This is a genomic window from Novosphingobium sp. UBA1939, from assembly GCF_002336885.1.
Classification (GTDB): Bacteria; Pseudomonadota; Alphaproteobacteria; order Sphingomonadales; family Sphingomonadaceae; genus Novosphingobium.
Window position 1 is genome coordinate 28,016 of record NZ_DDFB01000005.1, and the last position, 20,078, is coordinate 48,093.

General features: G+C 65.3%; 18 protein-coding genes. 6 read left to right on the plus strand and 12 right to left on the minus strand.

Going from position 1 to position 20,078, the window contains the following annotated elements; translation table 11 throughout:
* Positions 1-48 precede the first annotated feature (48 nt).
* Genes B3547_RS00470 through B3547_RS00510 form a run of 9 tightly spaced genes read right to left on the minus strand, consistent with a single transcriptional unit; the run spans position 49 to position 10,480 of the window.
* Entirely contained in the window at positions 49-1,050 is a 1,002-nt protein-coding gene (locus B3547_RS00470; RefSeq protein WP_292959545.1) for a bile acid:sodium symporter family protein, read from the minus strand.
* Positions 1,040-1,795, minus strand: coding sequence for a GntR family transcriptional regulator (locus B3547_RS00475; protein ID WP_292959546.1), 756 nt, complete (start codon positions 1,793-1,795; stop codon positions 1,040-1,042). Before B3547_RS00475 ends, B3547_RS00470 begins: the two co-directional genes overlap by 11 nt.
* A complete protein-coding gene (locus B3547_RS00480) occupies positions 1,782-2,621 on the minus strand; it encodes a fumarylacetoacetate hydrolase family protein (protein ID WP_292959547.1) in 840 nt (279 codons plus the stop codon). The genes B3547_RS00475 and B3547_RS00480 overlap by 14 nt, the downstream gene beginning before the upstream one ends.
* A 10-nt stretch (positions 2,622-2,631) precedes the next feature.
* Positions 2,632-3,261, minus strand: a complete 630-nt coding sequence (gene maiA, locus B3547_RS00485) for a maleylacetoacetate isomerase (protein ID WP_292959548.1) — start codon at positions 3,259-3,261, stop codon at positions 2,632-2,634.
* Positions 3,258-3,950: a fumarylacetoacetate hydrolase family protein gene (locus B3547_RS00490; RefSeq protein ID WP_292959549.1), complete on the minus strand. Its 693-nt coding sequence runs from the start codon at positions 3,948-3,950 to the stop codon at positions 3,258-3,260. Before B3547_RS00490 ends, maiA begins: the two co-directional genes overlap by 4 nt.
* Positions 3,947-4,996: a gentisate 1,2-dioxygenase gene (gtdA, locus tag B3547_RS00495; protein ID WP_292959550.1), complete on the minus strand. Its 1,050-nt coding sequence runs from the start codon at positions 4,994-4,996 to the stop codon at positions 3,947-3,949. The genes B3547_RS00490 and gtdA overlap by 4 nt, the downstream gene beginning before the upstream one ends.
* Before the next feature lie 2 nt (positions 4,997-4,998).
* Complete coding sequence (locus tag B3547_RS00500) at positions 4,999-6,111, minus strand: alpha/beta hydrolase (RefSeq protein WP_292959551.1); 1,113 nt, start codon at positions 6,109-6,111, stop codon at positions 4,999-5,001.
* On the minus strand, positions 6,108-7,655 hold the full coding sequence (locus B3547_RS00505; protein ID WP_292959552.1) for an FAD-dependent monooxygenase: 1,548 nt from the start codon (positions 7,653-7,655) through the stop codon (positions 6,108-6,110). Before B3547_RS00505 ends, B3547_RS00500 begins: the two co-directional genes overlap by 4 nt.
* Positions 7,652-10,480 (minus strand): TonB-dependent receptor domain-containing protein, encoded by a 2,829-nt coding sequence (locus tag B3547_RS00510; protein WP_292959553.1) that lies wholly within the window; start codon positions 10,478-10,480, stop codon positions 7,652-7,654. The genes B3547_RS00505 and B3547_RS00510 overlap by 4 nt, the downstream gene beginning before the upstream one ends.
* 395 nt (positions 10,481-10,875) lie before the next feature.
* On the opposite strand from B3547_RS00510, the gene B3547_RS00515 reads away from it, so the two are divergent.
* Entirely contained in the window at positions 10,876-11,733 is an 858-nt protein-coding gene (locus B3547_RS00515; protein ID WP_292959554.1) for a helix-turn-helix transcriptional regulator, read from the plus strand.
* On the opposite strand, the gene B3547_RS00520 is transcribed toward B3547_RS00515, so the two are convergent.
* Positions 11,725-12,360, minus strand: coding sequence for a glutathione S-transferase family protein (locus B3547_RS00520; RefSeq protein ID WP_292959555.1), 636 nt, complete (start codon positions 12,358-12,360; stop codon positions 11,725-11,727). The two genes, B3547_RS00515 and B3547_RS00520, sit on opposite strands and share 9 nt — an antisense overlap.
* 275 nt (positions 12,361-12,635) lie before the next feature.
* Here B3547_RS00520 and B3547_RS00525 point away from each other — a divergent pair, with 275 nt between their 5' ends.
* The 5 genes from B3547_RS00525 to B3547_RS00545 are packed head-to-tail and all read left to right on the plus strand — an operon-like array spanning position 12,636 to position 17,107.
* Positions 12,636-13,823 carry an acetamidase/formamidase family protein gene (locus B3547_RS00525; RefSeq protein ID WP_292959556.1) on the plus strand — a complete coding sequence of 396 codons (1,188 nt, stop codon included), beginning with the start codon at positions 12,636-12,638 and terminating at the stop codon, positions 13,821-13,823.
* Complete coding sequence (locus tag B3547_RS00530) at positions 13,816-15,042, plus strand: MFS transporter (RefSeq protein ID WP_292959557.1); 1,227 nt, start codon at positions 13,816-13,818, stop codon at positions 15,040-15,042. Before B3547_RS00525 ends, B3547_RS00530 begins: the two co-directional genes overlap by 8 nt.
* Positions 15,043-15,047: 5 nt before the next feature.
* A complete protein-coding gene (locus B3547_RS00535) occupies positions 15,048-15,503 on the plus strand; it encodes a GlcG/HbpS family heme-binding protein (RefSeq protein ID WP_292959558.1) in 456 nt (151 codons plus the stop codon).
* Positions 15,504-15,515: 12 nt separating this feature from the next.
* Entirely contained in the window at positions 15,516-16,454 is a 939-nt protein-coding gene (locus B3547_RS00540) for a fumarylacetoacetate hydrolase family protein (protein WP_292959559.1), read from the plus strand.
* An 11-nt stretch (positions 16,455-16,465) separates the two neighbouring features.
* Positions 16,466-17,107 (plus strand): c-type cytochrome, encoded by a 642-nt coding sequence (locus B3547_RS00545; RefSeq protein ID WP_292959560.1) that lies wholly within the window; start codon positions 16,466-16,468, stop codon positions 17,105-17,107.
* Between the two features lie 42 nt (positions 17,108-17,149).
* On the opposite strand, the gene B3547_RS00550 is transcribed toward B3547_RS00545, so the two are convergent.
* Together B3547_RS00550 and B3547_RS00555 are read right to left on the minus strand one after the other, a co-directional pair.
* Positions 17,150-18,799 (minus strand): choline dehydrogenase, encoded by a 1,650-nt coding sequence (locus tag B3547_RS00550; RefSeq protein WP_292959561.1) that lies wholly within the window; start codon positions 18,797-18,799, stop codon positions 17,150-17,152.
* Positions 18,800-18,894: 95 nt separating this feature from the next.
* Positions 18,895-20,070 (minus strand): NAD(P)/FAD-dependent oxidoreductase, encoded by a 1,176-nt coding sequence (locus B3547_RS00555; protein WP_292959562.1) that lies wholly within the window; start codon positions 20,068-20,070, stop codon positions 18,895-18,897.
* Positions 20,071-20,078 lie beyond the last annotated feature (8 nt).

Below are 20,078 nucleotides of genomic sequence, written 5' to 3' on the forward strand. Positions count from 1 at the left end.
CCCCGCCAATGTCGGCAGAATCCGAGATTTGCCGGGGCCGCTCTCCGTTCAGGACGTCGTAGCGCCGGTCGACGAACCATCCGCGTTGTCGCGCTGGGCCTTTTCCGCATAGCGCCGCGCCAGGATCGAACAGATAATCAGCTGCGCCTGATGATACATCATCAGCGGCAGCACGATCATCCCGAGCGCGGGGTCCTGGCCGAACAGCACGCGCGCAATCGGCGCGCCGTTCGCGAGGCTCTTCTTCGATCCGCAGAAAACCGCAGTGACTTCGTCGGCGCGGTCGAACCCCAGCAGGCGGCTGACCAGCGTGGTCGCCGCGATCACACTGACGAGCAACAGCAGGACGAGCAAGGCGATGACAACCAGCGTCACCGGCGCGTAACGCGACCACAGCCCCGCTTCCGTCGACTCGCAGAATGCCGAATAGACGATCAGCAGGATGACGAGCCGGTCGGCTTTGGACGTCCACGCCTTGTTCCTGATGACAAAGCGGCCGATCCATGGGCGCAGCAACTGCCCGGCCGCGAACGGCAGGAGCAGGGTCTTCATCACGTCCCAGATGGCCGGGAGCAGTGGCAAATGACCCGTTGCGGTCTTGGCGACCAGGCTGACCAGCAACGGTGTCAGCACCATTCCCAGCAGGCCGGAAAGGGTCGCATCGAAGATCGCCGCGGGAACGTTGCCGCGCCCGATCGCGGTCATGGCAACCGAGGAGGAAATGGTTGAGGACAAGGCGCAGAGATAGAAGATACCGAGCCGGATTTCGGGCGCAAGCGAACCGATCAGACCAAAGAAGAGGATCGCGCCAATGGCCGGGAAGAACAGGAACGTGCTGCCATGGACGACGAGATGCAGTCGCCAGTTCGCGGCCCCCGCCTTCACCGCCGCAGGCGAAAGGGCCGCCCCGTGAAGAAAGAAGACGATGCCGATACCGATTGTCGTCACCTGCCCCAGATGAAGCGGGCCGTCTCCGGTCCCGATCCAGGGCACGGCCAGCGCCAGCGCAACCGCGCCGAGCATGGCAAGGACGAAGCCGTCAATCTTCATGACGCGCGCCCTTGCCCACTGCCTTGAGCGACACCAGCACATGATCGGCAACACCGGCCTGGTGTCCCGCCATGCGGCGCCCCGCCACCTCGGCATCACGCCGTTCGATCGCCTCGATGATCTCATCATGATCATGCGCGAACTCCAGGTTCACCTCGCTCATGGTGAGCGCGAAGTGGCGTGCCCGGTGGAGATGGATGATGAGTCCCGCATGGATGTCGGCGAGCGTCTGGTTATGGCTCTGAACCACAACAGCGCGATGGAACTGCTCGTTCGAAAGATAGTAGCGCGCGGGATCGTGGCTGACATAAGCGGATTTGAGCGCGTCGTGGATGACCCGCAGATTGCGGATCTGCTCGTCGGTGCCGGACCGGCAAAGAATGCGGGCGGCCTCCGCCTCGACCATGGCGATGACAGCGAATTGTTCGCGCAATCGCCCGGGATCGAGCGCGGTGACGCGAGCGCCGCGCCGGGGCAGCAACTCGACCAGGTTTTCCGTTGCGAGCACCTTCAGCGCTTCGCGCAGCGGAGTGCGTGACAGGCCAAGCACTTCGCAGAGCTGCTTTTCCTGGATGCGTGATCGCGGCGGCAGTTCGCCGCGCACGATGAGGTCCCGGATATGATCGACCGCCTTGCGAGTCAGGGAAAATGAGGTCGCTGGAGATTCCATGGCAGCCAGCATCGGTGCCCGAAAGGTTTGGGGCTTGGCAACCGTTCGAAGGGCGGCCGGATCAAGCAGGTTCATTGACGATCTCGTTTCGCAACGTTCCAATCTGGGCGATCTCGATCTCGAGCACATCGCCCGCCTTGAGCCAGAGCGGTGGCTTGCGTTTGGCGCCGACGCCGGCCGGGGTGCCGCTGGCGATGATGTCGCCCGGCTCCAGGGCTACAAAGCGCGAGGCATATTCGATGAGGCGCGCAGGTCCGAAGGTGAAGTTGTCGGTGTTGTTGTGCTGGCGTACCTCGCCATTCACGCGCGTTTCGAGCGTCAGCGGATAGGAAATGTCCGTCGCCGGCACGAACCATGGTCCGATCGAGCCGCTCGCGTCGAAGTTCTTGCCGACGGGGAGTGACACCTGCTGATAATCGCGAACCGTGCCGTCGTTGAAGATCGTATAGCCGGCAACGTGGTCCATCGCATCCTTCTCGGCGATGTGGCGCCCGCCTTTCCCGATCACGATCGCGAGTTCGCCTTCGTAGTCGAGATGATCCGAAACCCTGGGTTTCAGAATAGGTGCCCCGTGCGGGACGATGCTCGAAGGCACGCGAATGAAGAATTGCGGGTCGCCACCTACGTCGCGGTTCATCTCGGCCGCATGGTCGGAATAGTTCGCACCGACGGCCAAAATCCGTCCGGTGTCGGGCAAGGGACTGTCGAGCGTGACATCCCCGAGTTGACAAAGCGCTTCGCTTGCCTCTGCCGCCAGCGCTGCCGCACCGAGCCGGTTGGCCGCGATCGCCTCGCGCAGCGTCGCGCCGAACCCGGCCCCGGTGAGATCAACGACCCTTCCATCGTCCCTGACCGCGCCCCAGCGCGCCGCGCCGCCGAAGCGGAAACTGATGAACTTCATGGGAAGGCTCCTATTCGGCGTCGGGTTGCGTGCCGGCATCGGCGGCGAGGAAGGCGGGATGGGTGGCTGCCAAGGCGGCAATGGCGGCGATGCGCGGCCAATCGCCTTCCGCGCCGAAGCGGCGCGCGTTGGCAAGCTGCGGCACGAGCGTCGCATCGGCAATCGTCGGCCAATCGCCGAGACACCACGGACCGGCATGCCGGCCCAGCAGCACTTCGCAGGCGTCGAGCCCCTCCCGGATCGTGTCGGCTGCCCAACGGCGCACCGCGGCTTCATCGTGGCCGAGCGCCTTCAGCCGGTCGAGAACGCGCAGATTCTGGATGGGATGGATGTCGCAGGCGATCAGTTGCGCGATGGCGCGGGCATGGGCGCGTGCGACCGGCTCAGCCGGCAGCAGCGGTGGTTCGGGGTGAATGTCGTCCAGGTATTCAGCAATTGCGAGCGATTGGGTGAGCACCGTGCCGTCATCGAGTTCGAGCACGGGCAGCAACCCTTGCGGATTGAGCGCGAGGAATGCCGGCAGGCGCTGCTCGCCCCGGCGCAGATGGTGCGCGCGTTGCTCGACCGCGATACCCTTCAACGCCAGCACGATGCGCAAGCGCCAGCTGGCCGTGGAGCGGTAATAGCCGTGAAGGATCACGCCGCCGGCCCTATCGTTATCGTCAGCGGGGTCAGACCCTCGATCTCGACCCGAACGACATCGCCGGTAACGATCGCCCCGACGCCGGCCGGGGTTCCGGTGAAAATCAGGTCTCCGGGCTGAAGCGTCCAAAACGTCGAGAGGATCGAGATGACCTCGGGCACCGACCAGATGAGATCGGCAAGATCGGCATCCTGCTTGACCACCTCGTTGACCAGCAGCCGGATCGCTCCCTTGGAGGGATGCCCCACTTCGTCCACCGGGTGGATAAGGCCGAGCGGTGCGGAGGCCTCGACATTCTTGCCGCTATCCCAGGGGCGCCCTGCCTCGCGCGCGGCGAGCTGGAGATCACGCCGCGTCAGGTCGTTGCCGGTCGCATAGCCCCAGACATGATCGAGCGCTTCCTCTTGCGCGATATTCATACCGCCCTTGCCGATCGCGACCACCAGCTCGGCTTCGTAGTGGAAGTTCCCTGTCTGCGGGGGATAGGGGATGACCGCGCCATCGCGCACGACGGTTTCCGCCCATTTCGTGAAGAAGAAGGGCGCCTCACGGTCGGGATCGCGGCCCATCTCGCGGGCATGTGCGGCATAGTTGCGCCCGACGCAGAAAACGCGGCGCACCGGGAACTGGCGGCCATCGCTGGTCGGCGCAAAGGTGTGGGGAGCGGGTTCGAATACGGTGGTCACAGACGGTCTTCCCGATAGAGTTCGAGGCGCGCCTGCGCGGCGCGGTCGGAATAGCTGAACAGGACGAGGTCGCTGCCCGCCTGGAGTTCGAGCAGCGTCCAGGACGGCACAACGAAGATGTCGCGAGGAGCAAGCGCCACTTCGCGGTCAGCGATCCGGGCCATGCCGCTTCCTTCCACCACGACATGGATCGCGCCGTCACTCGATCGGCGCGGGCGCGTCGCAGAGCCTGCCGGCAGAAGCTGGACCTGGGCTGCGATCGTAGGGAGGATCGCTCCGCCGTCGGCGGGATTGATGAACTCCAGCGCGTGGCCAAGATGCGGATCGGGCGTGCCGGCAGCGAGATCGGCGAGACTGCGGCGCCATTCAGCGTAAGGGTAATGGAACAGCGGACGGTTGGCCGGCCGCCGATCGGCGACGCTGCCCCGGAGGGGCCGCAGATTGCGGCCATAGCGGCTGAGACTGTCGTCGTCGGGAACGACCCGGGCCTGAACGGGCTCTTCGGTCTTCTCGGCAAAACTCGCCGCGAAGTGCCGCACCGTCGGGATGTCGAGCCCGTCGAGCCAGATCATCGGCCGCGCCGTATCATTGCCATGGTCGTGCCACTGCCACGATGGCGTCAGCACCAGATCGAAAGGTCGCATCACGGCGCGCTCGCCATCCACAGTCGTATAGGCCCCCTCGCCTTCCATCACGAAGCGTAGCGCGCTCTGGGTGTGGCGATGGGCGGGGGCGACCTCGCCAGGCAGGATCAGCTGCAATCCCGCGTAGAGGCTTGGCGTGATCGCAGACTGGCCGGGCAGGCCCGGATTTTCGAGGATAAGCACGCGCCGTTCGGCCTGTTCGGCGCTAATCAGATCGCCTGCGCGCATCAAATGCCCACGGGCATCGTCATAGCGCCAGTAGTGTGCGACCGCCGGGCTCTGCGGCGTCGGCGAGACCAGCGCCGCGAGCACTTCCCACAGGGGAGCCAGACTCTCGGGCCGCATCGCCGCATAGAGCGCCTCCAACTGGGCACGCTGTTCGTTGGGAAGAATAGCGGTCATGGTCAGTGCCTTTCACTGGCCCAGGCCGAGACGGCGTCTGCCACCATGGCAAGCGCGTGCGGTTGCCCCTGATAGCTGTGGCTCGCGCCTGGAACCCGGAGATAGGTCTTGTCCCGCGAGGCAGCCGTCTCGAACGTATCGCGCAATTGCCGCGGCGGAACTGCATCATCGGCACCGTTCTCGATCACCAACAGGGGTGTGAGAACGGCACTTGCCGAACGAACGGCGTCGACATTGCTGTCGTCGATCGACCACTGCGAGAGCCATGCCTCCGGTGTCGTCAAGCGAGCGATTCCCGAAGCCGCCTCGTTGACCGCGCAGGGCACGCCCAGCCAGCAGCGCCCCGGCAGCCGCTCGTTGGGATCGATCGCGGGATCGAGAAAATGCGGATCGGCCATGGTGCGCCGGACGATGAAGGGATCGGGCACCCCCCGCTCGATCTGCCGCCGGGCGAAAGCGGTAATCCGGCGGATGCGGGCCAGCTGTGCGGCGCGATAGGATGCGATGAACGCAGGGTCGAATGGCGGCTCCGGGGCCATCGCTCCATAGAGATCGAAGGCCGGGTCGCGCGCCGTGGAAAGGTCCTCCTCGATCACCGAAGGATCGATCATGTCGGCGAGCATCCGGGCACGCGAGACATGCGCTCCCAGGAAGACCAGACCATCGGCCGGTTCGAGCCCGGCGGCTGCGAGATCGAGACCGGAGCCGTCGGGCGTTGCCGTGATCGTCGGCCGGACCGCCTGTTCCTGGTAAAAGGCCGACTGTGTCCCGCTGCCGCTCCAGCCGAGCAAGTTTACCTGGCGATAACCGAGCGTTTCGCGTGCCAAGCGGACCCAGGCGCCGATGTCGAGCAGCGTGTATTCGGCAACGGCGAGCGCCTCGTTGCGGGCATAGCGCGTCGATACGGCAAGCACGTCGATTCCGCGCGACGCGATCGCTTCCTCGATCGGAAGCAGATGCCAGACGCCTGCCGGACGGAGGAAAAGGTAAATCGAAGGCGATGGCCGCTCGCCCGCCTGCAGCAGGAGCCCGCCGAGCGGCACGCGTTCGGTATCCGGTGCCGCATGCGCCGCACCCGCGGCCGTTGCGACCCAGCGCATCGTCAATTCGCTCATACGCCCACCGTCGCGGGCTCGATCCAGCGCCGGAACCATCGGTCGACCTTGTCTTCCGCGCCCGCGTCCGCCGCGACTGCAAGATATCCATCGGGCCGAATCAGCAGCAGGCAATCATCTTCCAGCCCGCAGTTGGCGCGCAGCTCTCCGGCTTGGTCTTCCCAGGTTCCCGGGCCGCGATCGATCTCGATCACGCGCATTCCCGGACGCGCCAGCGCACCGGAAATGGCCGCGCCGCCGATTGCGAGCAGGGTGAAGTCCGGATGCCGCAGAAGGTCGAACAAGCGAACCGTTTGCCCCTCGGGATCGATGATCGTGGCGTCTGGAACGCGGTCGCCCGCCTGGATCTTACCCGGATGGCTCCGCTCCTCGGCAGCGAGTGGCGAGGCACGATAATTGAGATCGAGCTGCAGCGTGTCGCGCCCGCGCCGCATGTCCGCCTTGTCCGTCATCTGCGCGAGCAGACCCTTGCTCATGGCAAGGACACCGGCGCCAATATCGCGGCGTTCGGCCTCATAGGTGCCGAGGAGCGCCGGATCGGCACCCCGCAGCACCGCAGCCAGCTTCCACCCAAGGTTGAAGCTGTCCTGGACGCTGGTGTTGAGGCCCTGCCCACCGGTCGGCGGGTGCGCGTGCGCGGCATCGCCGGCAATGAAGGCGTGGCCGCGACGATAGGCGTCCGCGAGGCGGAAATTGACACGATAGATCGAGGTCCACGTCGGCTCGCCGGCGACAAGTGACGGATCACCGGTGCGTGCCGCGATCAACGCCTGGATCGCCTCACGCGTCTGATCCGGCGTGTCTTCGGTCGTGAGTTCCGCGGAGAGCTGGAAGCTGTCGGTCTTGGCGAGCGGGCAAAGCGCGAACTGCCCGCCCGGGGCTTTCGGCCAACGGTGCCAGCCATCCGCGGACAGGTTGGCGACTGGAAGGTCGGCAATCAGCATGCGGAAGGTGCCGGTCTCTCCGGGATAGCCAATGCCGAGCGCCTTGCGCACCGTACTGCGCGCGCCATCGGTTCCGATCAGCCAGGCACAAGCGATCGTCTGCTCCCGGCCATCAACCATGACGCGGGCCTCGACGCCGCTTTCCGTCTCGGCGAGCCCGGCGCATTCGACCCCGAATTCCACCTGCACTCCCATATCGGCGAGACGGGCGCGCAGTATCTCTTCCGTGCGCCACTGGGGAATCATCAGGGAAAGCGGATAGGGTTCGCCGGGCCGCGCATCGGTCTTGGCCGCGATAACCTGCGGGCCGCCCTCGCCGACGCCGTAGTTGACGATCGGGGGATAGGGTGCCGAGGCGTCCAGAAACGCCTCGATCATCCCCAGTTGTTCGAAAATCTCGATCGTGCGGGGCTGAAGACCTTTGCCGCGCGATCCCGCGAAAGGCTCCTTGCCGCGTTCGATGATGCGGAAGGAAACGCCCCTGCGCGCCAGGTCGATCGCCAGCGTCAGCCCGGCAGAGCCGGCGCCCACGATCAGGACCAGGACATCCTCGCCCGCCGGGATATGGGCGGGCGAGGCCGAGGGGGCACGAGCGCTCAAAACTTGAACCTCACGCCCGCGCGGAACTGCCGGCCGATCACGTCATAGAGATAGCCGTTGGTGCCGGTCGAAAGGAAACCCGTGGCGCCGTAGATCGGTGCGACGGGCGGGCTCCTGTCAAACAGGTTCTGGACCGCGAAATAGACCTGCGCACCCTTGCCGAAATCGGGCATTTTGAAACCGAGCGTGAGGTCCGTGTAGAACACGGCGGACACATGGTTGTTGTTGATGTCGACGCCCTCGACCCAGGCGTTGTTGAGCTTGCCCGCGCTGATGAAGCGCTCGGTGAGGGTCGCGGTGAAGTGATCCGAGTCATAGCCCGCCGATGCCAGCCAGCGCCAGCTGGGCACGGCCTGCGAGTTCTGGTCGAAATTGGCGTTCTGCCCCGCATATTCGGTGGTCACGCCGCCGATGGTTACGGTGCGGTGCGCAACGTAGGTGCCGACCAGTCTCAGATCGAGCGATCCGCCCCAATTGCTCGCGATATCAGAAAGGTTGCGTCGGTAGCTCGCCTCGATGTCGACACCGCGCGTGGCCTCGCCGCCGATATTGAGCGGGAGCAGCTTGACCAGCGTGATCTGATTGGCGGGATTGCGCGTGATGAACGAGCATTGCAGCGCGTCGCCGCCCTGGCACAGGTTGATGACGGCCTGCGCCGTGTTCGAGTAGATCGCCTTGTCTATCTTGATGTCGAAATAGTCGACCGAGATGCCGAAGCCCGGCAACCATTTGGGACGGTAGACGATGCCGGCCGAGGTCGTATCCGCCTTTTCCGGCGCCAGGTTAGGATTGCCCGAAGCGAACTGCTGGACACTGTAGCTCCTGTTCAGCACCGGGTCGTTGATGGTCTGGTTGAGATTGTTGCCGGCCTGGAAGAGTTCGGCGAGATTGGGCGCGCGGATATCGCGCGAGCGGGTGCCGCGCAACCGGAGCTGGCTGTCGACGTCCCAGGTCAGGCCGACCTTCCAGCTCGTCACGTCGCCCGACAGGCTGTAACTGGTGTAGCGGACGGCCCCGTTGAAATCGACTTCGCGAAAGAAGGGCTTGTCCTTCATAAGCGGCACCACCGCTTCGAAGAACCCTTCCTTCACGTCATAATGACCTTTCGACGGACGGAAATTGCCGAGAAAGAAGGCATTGGTCTGGTCCAGCGCCGTCGTGGCGGCGGCATAGGACTCCCGGCGCCATTCGCCGCCGAGCGCGATCGACACGGGGCCTGCCCAGGTCGAGAACGGCTCGCCACGGAGCGACCCCGAAACCACGTCCTGCTTGATCGTGATGTTCTGATAGGACTGACCGTAGATATAGGCGAGCGAAGCGGGCGTGCTCTTGTTGGTGCCGAACACGTTATAGGGCACGCAACCGTTGGCGGGGTTGGTCAGCGTCGAGCGGCAGACGATCTGGTTGTTTGCAGGGTTCACCACCGCATCGACGGCGTTGTTGAAATTGGCGGTGATCGGATTGTTGGAATAATCGCCGTTCAGGAACTTCGTTTCGCCATGCTGGCCGTAGATGTCCCAGCTCCAGCCATTGCCGAATTTGCCCTCGACCCCGCCGACATAACGGAGCTGTTCGCGATCGTTCCGCCCGACCGATGGCCCCCAATCGAGAAAGATCTTCCCCAGCGTGAAGCTCGCAAGGTTGCCGGCAGTCATGGCCGCCTTGGTGGCCGGATCGAGATAGGCGTTGTCGGCCTTGATCGCGATGTTGCCGTCGCGTTCGTAGACGCGGGCGAAAATCTTGCTCTTGACGTTGGCGTAGCCGAATTCGGCATAAGCCGTGATGTTGTCGGTGAGGTCGTAGCTCGCCCGGGCGAAGACGGTCCCGCCCTTTACCGGGGAGCCGAGCCGGATGATCTGGCTCACGTCCTGGCCATCACCACCAAACGAGAGCACGCCGGACTTGAAGCCTGGCCGGAAGGGCACCGGGCTGCCTGCCGGGGTAAATTGCGTGTTGACGAGCCCAGCTGTGGACGACGTGACGCCGCCGGTCGTCGTGGTCGAGGTGATGAGACCGCCATCGGTCGCCACCCCCAGACCGACGCCCGGCTGCAGCAGCATCCTGGGCTGCCCGTTTCCGGCAATGAATGCCGGGTTGTTGACGACCTTGTAGCTCTGGAACCAGTTGCGCGACGTCACATAGTCCGCAGCGCCATCATCATGGTATTCGCCGGAAACGAGCACATGCCCGCGACCGCCGGCGAACTTTGCGCCAAAGCTCAGTTCGGCCTTGAACGTTCGGGCATCGCCTTCGTCCGAGATACCGGACTGGATGTTGCCCATGACGCCCGTGAAATTCTTGTTGAGAACATAGTTCACGACACCGGCGACGGCGTCCGAACCCCACGCGGCCGATGCGCCCCCCGTCACCACGTCGACGCGTTCGACAAGCGCCTGCGGAAGCAGGCCGACGTCGATGTTCCCGGTCAGCGTGGAGGGCGCGACGCGGTGCCCGTCGAGCAGGACAAGCGTGCGGTTGGCTCCGAGTGCGCGCAGGTTGTAGAGATTTGCGCCGACGGTCGCCGATGCGCCGGTGGTCGCGACACGCGGCGTGGTCGAGCCGATTAGTGCGGGCAACTCGTTCACATAGTCCGCAAGCGAGGCAGGCGCGGCTGACTGGATTTGCGCGGAACCGATGACGGTGGTCGGCGTGGGCGCCGTATAGCCAGACCGCGCAACGCGCGTGCCGGTCACGACGATGTCACCTGTTGCGGCGGCACCCTGCTCCGTTGCGGCGGCCTGCCCTTCCTGCGGGGGCGAGTTGGTCGTTTGCGGAGCCGCCGCCTGAACGACAGCGGCGGCTGCAACGATCTTATCCTGCGCCAACGCGGGCTCGGCACCGCATGCGATGGTCAATGCCAGCAACGATGCCGCCTGGCAGAGTTGAGGACGACGTGTGCGATCTTGCATGCGGTTCATGAACGGCTCTCTCCCATCTCCAGCCTCTTCACGTGACCATCTTGCCGACGCTTCGGGCTTGCCGTCTTATGAGGCAGGCCGCCCGTTTCCTTATAACAGCACGCTCCGGAACCTTATCAAAGCGTCCGATAATCGCGTGGGCAATCCGGCGGGTATGGGAGCGGAGCCGCAGGGAACTGCATGCATACGGCGTTTTCGCCGCGACAATGTTGCGCAGCATCAGCCCCGCGCATAGAGTTCAAATCGGATAAGCGCAGCTCACCGGGAAGGCGAGGTAACGGCGCCGCAAAAGGAGTGGATGGGTGGCGCACGAACAAACACCGATCTGGATCGTGACAGGTAATTTCGGTCGTGCAACCGTAAACATCACGGGCCGCGCGCTGGTCGAACATGCCCACCAGCAGTTCAACATGCTCTTCATGCTCGGCGGTGCGGACACGAAGTTCCGGTCAGGATCGGAAACACTCCCGCTCGATGAGGGGTCGGTGCTGCTTTTCAATCCCTGGGTGCCGCACCTGAAGCTTGCGAACGAAGACGGCCCGACAATGATCCTGTCGCTGATCATCGAGCAGGCATGGATCGATCGCGTGCTGGAAGCGCAAGGGCTACGAGCCGGTCTGGTTTTTCCGCGCGCGCTCGAGCAGATGACCGAAAGCGTCCGGGTGCAAGCCGAACGGCTTGCGGCGTCGATCTCGCGCGATCTGGTCGAAAAAGCGGATGACCGCGAAGCGTTGCTTATTGACCTCATCGACGCCGTAACCCGCGCCTATATCGCGCCAGACGTCGAAAGAACGGGAACCACCAGCATAAGGCCGATCGATTTCCGGATTCGCAAGGCGCTGCGGTTCATCCACGATCATGCCTACGAAAATCCGCGGATCGACGAGATCGCGAAAATGGTCGGCTTGTCGCGATCGCACTTCTTCGAGCAGTTCCGGCGCTGCATTGGCGCCTCGCCACAGCACTATATCGACCATATCCGGATGCGCGCCGCGACCCGGTGCCTTAGCACGACCGACGAGCCGTTGGTCGAACTGGCCGATCGCCTGGGCTTTGGCGCGCACAGCAATTTCACCCGGTTCTTCGCCCAGCACATGGCGGTCAGCCCGAGCGAGTTCCGTCGCCAGACTCATCAGGTCGACGGCGATCCATCAGCTTGACAGCAGCGCGGCGCCCGGGCGGCGCCTCACCTCCTCGAACCATTCACCGAGTGTCGCCAGCGGTGCGCGCTTGACTGGCAGCGTCGTCCAGCGACGCACCGCAATCCCGATCGGAATGTCGGCAAGCGTGAACGCGGACCCGGCGATGAAGCGCGACCTCTCAAGCGCGGCGTCGACGATCCCGAACAGCATATCGGCCTCCGCTTCGGCGCGCGCCAGCTGTTCGGCCGGCGGCGGCGTGCCCGCCTTGATGGTCAGCCGTACCAGATCGCGAACGGCCTGGGCGAGGTGCGCGGCCTGCCAGTCGAGCCATTGATCGACCAAGCCGACCGTGCGCGCGTCGCCGGGATAAAGCGCGTCCGCGCCTTCGCGCCGCGCCAGATAGCGCATGATCGCATGGGATTCCCACAGGATGAAGCCGTTGTCATCGATCGTCGGGATACGGCCATTGGGATTGAGGCGGCGATAGCCCGCATCATCGAGTCCCCCATGCGACCCGCCAATAGGCAGCAGCTCATGCTCGATGCCGAGCTCGCTACAGGTCCACAGAACCTTCGCCACGTTCGGCGCCGCGCGATGTCCCCAGATTTTCAACATGCAGCATCCCCTCCTGTCGGCCGTGTCCATCGGCCAGCCCGACCTTATGGGAATGGATGCCCTCGACTGATGTCGCTCAGTCCTGCCGCTTATCGCGTCGTCCGAATGTTCGGACCAGCCCTGAAATCCGGATGATTTGATAACAGCGGACCCGTTGGTTTCGGCCAATACGGGTCGCGACGGTACCACTATGCCCGGGCCTATCAAAAAGGGCCGATTGGGAGAGAACGAACATGACGCAATCATCGCACAGCTGCTGCCCAGCACACGATCCCTGTCCGCATCATCTGTCGATGCAGGAGGCGGTGGCCAACACGGATCGCGCACGCGCTGCGGACGGCGTCGATCGCGAAGCCGTCGATCTGGCGCTCGACCAGCGCGGAATCAGCCGGCGTGGCATTCTCGCTGCCGGCGCTGGCGCCGCCATGTTCGTGCGCGGCGGGGTGACCCCTGCCCTCGCCCGGAGCGCAGGCGGCACGCTTGCTCCGATGCCAGCCGGCCGGGTTCATGAGTTGCCTTCAACGCCGCAGACAGTGAAGGTCGGCGCGATGGACCCCGCAACACCCGTCGTGCTCGAGATCGAGAGTGGCGACATCGTCCATTACCCGAACACGTGGGTGAACTGGGCGAACGAGGCCAAGCCCGGCATGGCGTTCGCCGAACGCGAGAGCATTCGCAAGCGGTATCCCGCCGGCCCCTATTCGCTGGTTGGCCCGGTCGCGGTCAAAGGCGCGGAACCCGGAGACGTGATCGAGTGCCGGATGGTCCGCCTGAAGCCGATCGACTGGGGCTGGAATTCGACGCCAAAGGGCATGGGAGCGCTGCCGGACGCGTTCGACCAGCCCTATCTGCGCTACGTCAAGATGGATACCCAGCGCCGCTTTGCGAACTTTGCCGAAGGCGTGCGCATCCCACTGGCGCCGATCCAGGCTGTGATGGCGGTCCAGCCCGCCGGCGACAAGCCGGTGAGCGGGATCCTGAGCGGCCGCTATGGCGGCAACATCTCGTTGCGGGATCTGACCGAAGGCACATCGCTGTTTCTCGGAGTGGAAGTTGCTGGCGGACGTCTCTGGACCGGCGACAGCCACGCCGCGCAAGGCGATGGGGTGGTCGATCAGACGGCGATCGAGACGGCTATGGAAGACCTGCGTATCCAGTATATCCTGCACAAGAAGGTGCCGGTCGCAACTCCAGTGGCCGAGACGCACGATGCCTGGATCGTCCTTGCCTATGGCGACACGGTCGATCAGGCGCTCGCCGCATCGATCCGCCAGATGATTACCTGGCTGTCTGGCTCTACCGGACTTTCGGGCCAGGACATCTATGCGCTCGCCAGCATCGCCGGCAGCTTCCGCATCACCCAGTATGCCAATCAGACCGGGAGCGTTTACACGAGCTCGCCGCGCAAGGCCGTCCACGGCGTGTTGCCCAAGGCGATCTTCGATGCGGCAAAACTGGCCCAAATCTCGCGCTCTCTCCGCCCCGGTGCCTGACGTGGAAAGGCGCGAGCCCACCGATGCCGCGCGAACGGCGTTGGCGAGAAGAGTCATCGTCGGCTGCGCGATCGTGGCCTTTCTCGACGGCTTCGATACGCAGGCGATCGGTCCGGCGATCCCGGCCATCGCCGCGCAGCTCGGGCTTGAACCGGATGCGATGGGATCGGTGCTCGGCGCCTCGCAGATCGGCTTCCTGATCGGCGCGTTCCTGTTCGGGGCACTGGGAGACCGGTTCGGCCGAAAGCGCATGCTTCTCCTCACCACCGCGCTTTTTGCGCTGGGAACGCTGGCCACAGCCCTCTCAAGCTCGCTGCCATCGCTGTTGCTCAGCCGGGTGCTGACCGGACTCGGACTCGGTGGCGCCAGCCCCAACTTCATCAGCCTGGTCGGCGAGTTCGCTTCCCCAGAGCGCCGGGCTCGCACCGTGACCATGCTCTGGGCGGCCGTTCCGCTTGGCGGCATGGTCGGGGCCTTCGCCACAGGACAGATCGTGCCGGTCTATGGCTGGCATGCCGTTTTCCTGATCGGCGCCATCGCGCCCATGCCGGTCATGGTGGGAGTCGCCTTGTTGTTCCCCGAGTCCCGCGAGACTGCCGATGTCGCGACGCGGCCGGTCGGCGCGCTCTTTGCCAGCGATATTCGAACGACAACGCTGTTGCTGTGGATCACGTCTTTCCTCACCTGGTCCACCATTGTCGTGACCGCCCTCTGGCTTCCCGCGCTGCTCCAGCGCGCCGGCTGGAGCGGTCCGCAAGCAGCGACGATGCTCGCGCTCAACAATGGCGGCGGGATCATCGGTACGCTCGTCGTGGGTTTGCTGATCGGACGCGGCGGCGCGCATCGAGCACTGGTAGCGACCCTGATGGCCGCGTGCGGGCTGATCGCGCTGATGGGCATTCTCACCTCGATCGTTCCAGCCTTCGCCGCCCTCGCTATCGCCGCGGGATGCGCGACGTCGGCCGCCGGCGGCACGCTGCTCGCCGTCTCGGCGGGAATCTACACCCCCGCCGCCCGGTCGACCGGCGTCGGCTGGGCGCTCGGCGTCGGCCGCACCGGTACGGTACTTGGCCCCCTCGCGATCGGCATCATGCTTGGCATGGGCGCCACGGTTGCCACGGCATTTGCCACGATCGCCGCGTTGGCCCTCCTCGGGGTTCTGACCGCGCTTCTTCTCATGCGGGCGAGCCGCTCGCCCGCTTTCCGACACGGAGTTTGACCAACATGGAATCGGATTCGACCTGCATCGTGCAATATCTCGTCAGTTGCCGGATGGCGCGCAAGCTGATCGACGCCGCCATCGACGAGGCCGAACGGCTGGGCCACACGCTCTCGTTCGCGGTGGTCGATACCGCCGGTCATCTGGTCGCCTCGGCCCGCATGGACAGCGCGCCGTTCGTCACCGTCGAGATCGCGCGAGGCAAGGCCTTCGCCAGCGCCGCCACGGGCGGGCAGCCGGGGGAAAATCTCGATCAGCGCTATCGCGACAACCCGATGGTCTGGGGCAATGCGGGGTCGTTGGGGTATGGCGCGCCGATGCTGCCCGCGATCGGGTCGCTGCCCATCAGGATCGATGGCCGGGTCATCGGCGCTATCGGCGCGAGCGGTGCGCCGTCCGCGGTGGATGTGGCGGTGATCACTGCGGCTATCGAAGCCGTGGTCGGCCCCATCGGCAGCTGAGGACGATCGAACATGCGTCTCCTCGCTTACCAGGACAGCACGGGTCGCGCGCTCGGCGTGTCGACCGACGGCCTCAGCTTCCATCCGATCGCGGCACTGGCGCCCGATCTGCCGACCGACATCGAAGCATTGCTTGGTATCGACGGCGCGCTTGATCGGCTGGCCCGACTGCTCGCGGCAGCCGGGCCTGGTCACCCATTGAAGGACGTCACGCTCCTTCCTTTTCTCGGCCGCTCCAATGCGTTCTGGGCACTCGCACTCAACTTCAAGACGCATATCGCCGAGACGGGTCTCACCACGTCACTCGACTATCCGCATCTCTTCCTGCGCACGGCTGCCTCCTATGTCGGAAGTGGCGAGCCGATCCTCGCCCCGCCGGAAAACATCGCGAAAGCCTTTGACTACGAGGGCGAACTGGGGGTCGTGATCGGTAAGGCTGGCCGGCATATTCCGGTCGAACGCGCGCTCGAACATGTAGCCGGTTATACGATCGTCAACGAAGGGTCGGTCCGCGAATACCAGATGCACAACCGCCAGTTCGGTCTGGGCAAGAATTTCGAGGCATCGGGCAGCTATGGCCCGTGGATGGTAACACCCGACGAGTTCGGCGATCCGACCCGGCACTCCCTCGAGACACGCCTGAACGGCGTGGTTCGCCAGCGTTCCGGTCTGGATGACCTGCTGGTCGGCGTTGCCGAGACCGTTGCCTATCTCTCACAAGGCTATCGCCTGCGCCCCGGCGACATGATCGCCATGGGCACGCCCGGCGCGCTGCCGCCGTCCGAGGATGATGCGGAAGGACGCGATCTCTCGCGCCAATATGGTCCCTTCCCGACGCCGGGGCTGGTCCACATGCGGCCGGGCGATCTGGTCGAGATAGAAATCTCGGGTCTGGGCATCCTCTCCAATCCGGTCGTCGCCGACCAGCCCGCGGGCTATCGGATCGACTGATGCGGATGCCGTTGATCGCGCTGCTCGCCACTCTGAGCCTGCCGGCTTGCTCTCCGCAGGCCGTACCCGACGGCAGGAATCTCGGTGGCGATCCGCACCTTGGAATGGCGATCGCGCAGGCGAAGTGCGCCGCATGCCATGGCGGGGCGGGCGCCGATGCGGCACCGGGTGTACCGTCCCTCAATGAGCAATATCCCGAGTATATCAGCAAGCAACTGGCGGCATTCGCCGCGCCGCGCGGTGCGCCGAATCATCGTGAAAGTGCGGTCATGGCTCCGATTGCCCGTGCGCTGACGGACAGGGATCGCGGCGACGTCGCGGCCTGGTATGCGGTGAACTGGCGAAAGCCATTAAAGTCGCGCAACCCTGCCAATGTGGCCTTGGGGGAGCAGTTGTTCCTCCACGGCCATCCTCAAGACGATCTGCCCGCCTGTGCGGCTTGTCACCGGGCGGATGCCAACGGCATTCGGCCCGATTTTCCCAACCTGGCCTCGCAGGACCCGGCCTATATCGAATATGAGCTGAAGAACTGGGAACGGCTGCGCGGGCACCGTGGCAAGCTGATGTCGATCATTGCGCCACGGGTGAAACCGGAGTGGGCCGGCCCGATTGCCGAATATCTAGCGGGGCGCGCGAGCAGGCCGGTCCAATAGGCGTTCGAGGGAAAACGCGAGGCGTGGGGCGGGCGTCAACTCTCACCCCGCTACCGGCACCTCTTCCGGCGGCAACGGCGCCCTGCCCCGGATCACGTCGGCGATCTTTTCCGCGATCATGATCGTGGGGGCGTTGGTGTTGCCGCCGATCAGGGTGGGCATGACCGAGGCGTCGACCACGCGCAGGCCTTCGAGGCCGATCACCTTCAGGTCCTTGTCCACCACGGCGAGCGGATCGGTGGGCAGGCCCATGCGGCAGGTGCCCACGGGGTGATAGATCGTTTCGCCCTTGGCGCGGATGAAGGCGTCGATCTCCTCGTCGGTCTGCACCTGCTCGCCCGGCGCGAATTCCGCGCCCCGGAACGCATCGAGCGCGGGCTGGGCGACCACCGCGCGGGCCATGCGGACGCCTTCGCGCACCGCGCGGCGGTCTTCCTCGGTCGAGAGGAAGTTGGCGAGGATCGCCGGATCGTCATAGGGATCGGCCGAGGATAGCGAGACGCTGCCCCGGCTTTCCGGCCGCAACTGGCAGACGTGCATGGTGAAGCCATCCTGCTTCACCGCGACCTTGGCATGGTCCTGCATGATCGCGAGCACGAAGTGGAACTGCAAGTCCGGCCGGTCGAGGTCCGGGCGGGATTTGAGAAAGGCGCCCGCCTCCAGCCCGTTCTGCCGCCCCGGCCCCTTGCCGGTGAGCAGGTATTGCAGCCCGACCTTGAGCTGCTTCAGGCCCTTCGTGTCGTTGTAGAGCGTGATCGGCTGCGGACACGTCCAGTTGAGCGTGACGTCAAGGTGATCCTGCAGGTTGCCGCCCACGCCCTTGCGCACATGAACCGGGCGGATGCCGTGGCGGTCCAGCGCATCGGGATCGCCGATGCCCGAAAGGTTGAGGATCTGCGGCGACTGGAACGCCCCGGCGCAGAGCAGCACCTCGCGCGCGGCGTGCGCGGTCTGCACCGGCTTGCCCTTGCCCAGGCTGTATTCCACCCCCGTCGCCCGGCTATTCTCGATGACGATGCGGTGAGTGCGCGCGCCGGTCACCACGGTCAGGTTGGGGCGCTGGCCCACGATCGGCTGAAGATAGCCGCGCGCCGCGCTCCAGCGCTGGCCATCGCGGATCGTCAATTGATACCGGCCGAAGCCTTCCTGATCGAAGCCGTTGAAATCCGGAGTGATCTTGTGCCCGGCCTCACCCCCGGCGCGGATCACGCCGGCATAGAGCGGATGGTCGGACCGTTCGCCCCAGCTGACCGAAAGCGGCCCGCCTTCGCCATGATACGTCGATGCGCCATCCTCGAAGTTTTCGGCGCGTTTGAAGTAGGGCAGCGTTTCGGCATAGGACCAGCCGTCCAGCCCAAGCTGCCGCCAGTGATCGTAATCGCGCGCGTGGCCGCGAATATAGACCATGCCGTTGATCGCGGACGAACCGCCCAGCCCCTTGCCGCGCGGATGCCACAGGCGCCGGCCGTCCATGAACGGTTCCGGCTCGCTCCAGAAGCCCCAGTTGAACTTGCTCTTCTGCTTGATCAGCGTGCCCACGCCGGCCGGCATCCGCACCAGCACCGAGGTGTTGCGCCCGCCCGCTTCGAGCACCAGCACCCGGACTGCGGGATCTTCGCTGAGCCGCGCGGCCAGTACCGATCCCGCGCTGCCCGCGCCAATGATGATATAGTCGTATTCGCCCGAAGCCATGGCACGCCCATCCCGATACCGTTCTTATTGACATGCTTGTCATCAAGAACGCGCCTGAGCGCAAGCGCATTTAGGCGATCGGTTAAATTACCGTTTTACAGGGCGAGACCGGCGGCCTTGCCGCTGGCCCAGGCCCACTGGAAATTGTATCCGCCCAGCCATCCGGTGACGTCAACCGCCTCCCCGATCGCATAGAGGCCGGGCACCGTGCGCGCCTCCATCGTCCGGGAGGAAAGGCCGGCGGTATCGATCCCGCCGGCGGTGACTTCGGCCTTGGCGAAGCCTTCGGTGCCGTTGGGGTGGAAGCGCCAGTCGGCAAGCCGGGCTTCGGCCGCGCGCAAGGCCTTGTCGGTCATGCCGCCAAGCTCGCCACCGCCGCCTAGCCGTTCGCACAGGGCAGTGGCGAGCCGCTCGGGCAGCGCTTCGGCCAGCACCTTGCGCAGCGCCACGCGGGGCCGTTCACGCTTGGTCGCCAGCAGCCATTCGCGCGGACGGTCGGGCAGGAAATCGATACCCACCGCTTCGCCATGGCGCCAGTAGGACGAGATCTGGAGAACGGCGGGGCCGGACAGGCCCCGGTGCGTGAACAGCGCGGCCTCGCGGAACGCCGTTTTGCCGGCGCGCGCGGTCACATCGGCCGAAACGCCCGACAGATCGCGGAACAGGGCCTCGTCCCCGCCCAGCGTCAGCGGCACGAGCGCCGGGCGGGGTTGCACCACTTTCAGCCCGAAGCGCCGCGCGAGATCATAGGCGAAGCCGGTCGCGCCCATCCTGGGGATCGACGGCCCACCGGTGGCCAGCACCAGCGACGGCGCGGAAAAGGTGCGGCCACCCGCCTCCACGCGGAACAGGCCATCGGCGTGGCTGACCTCGCCCACCGCCATGGCGCAGACCACCTCGACCTGCCCCGCCGCGCATTCGTCGAGCAACAGGGACACGATCTGCCGCGCCGAACCATCGCAGAACAGTTGCCCCAGCGTCTTCTCGTGCCAGGCGATGCCATAGCGGTCGACCAGCGCGATGAAGTCGGCCGGGGGATAGCGGCTCAGCGCCGACCGCGCGAAGTGGGCATTCTGCGAAAGATAGCGGTCATGCGCGGTGTGGATATTGGTGAAGTTGCACCGCCCGCCCCCGGAAATCAGGATCTTCCGGCCAGGCTCGTCCGCGTGATCGAGCAAGGCCACGCGGCGGCCGTTCTGCCCGGCGGTGGCCGCGCACATCAGCCCCGCCGCGCCGGCGCCCAGCACGATCGCATCATGGGTCGCGGTCATGCCGGAAC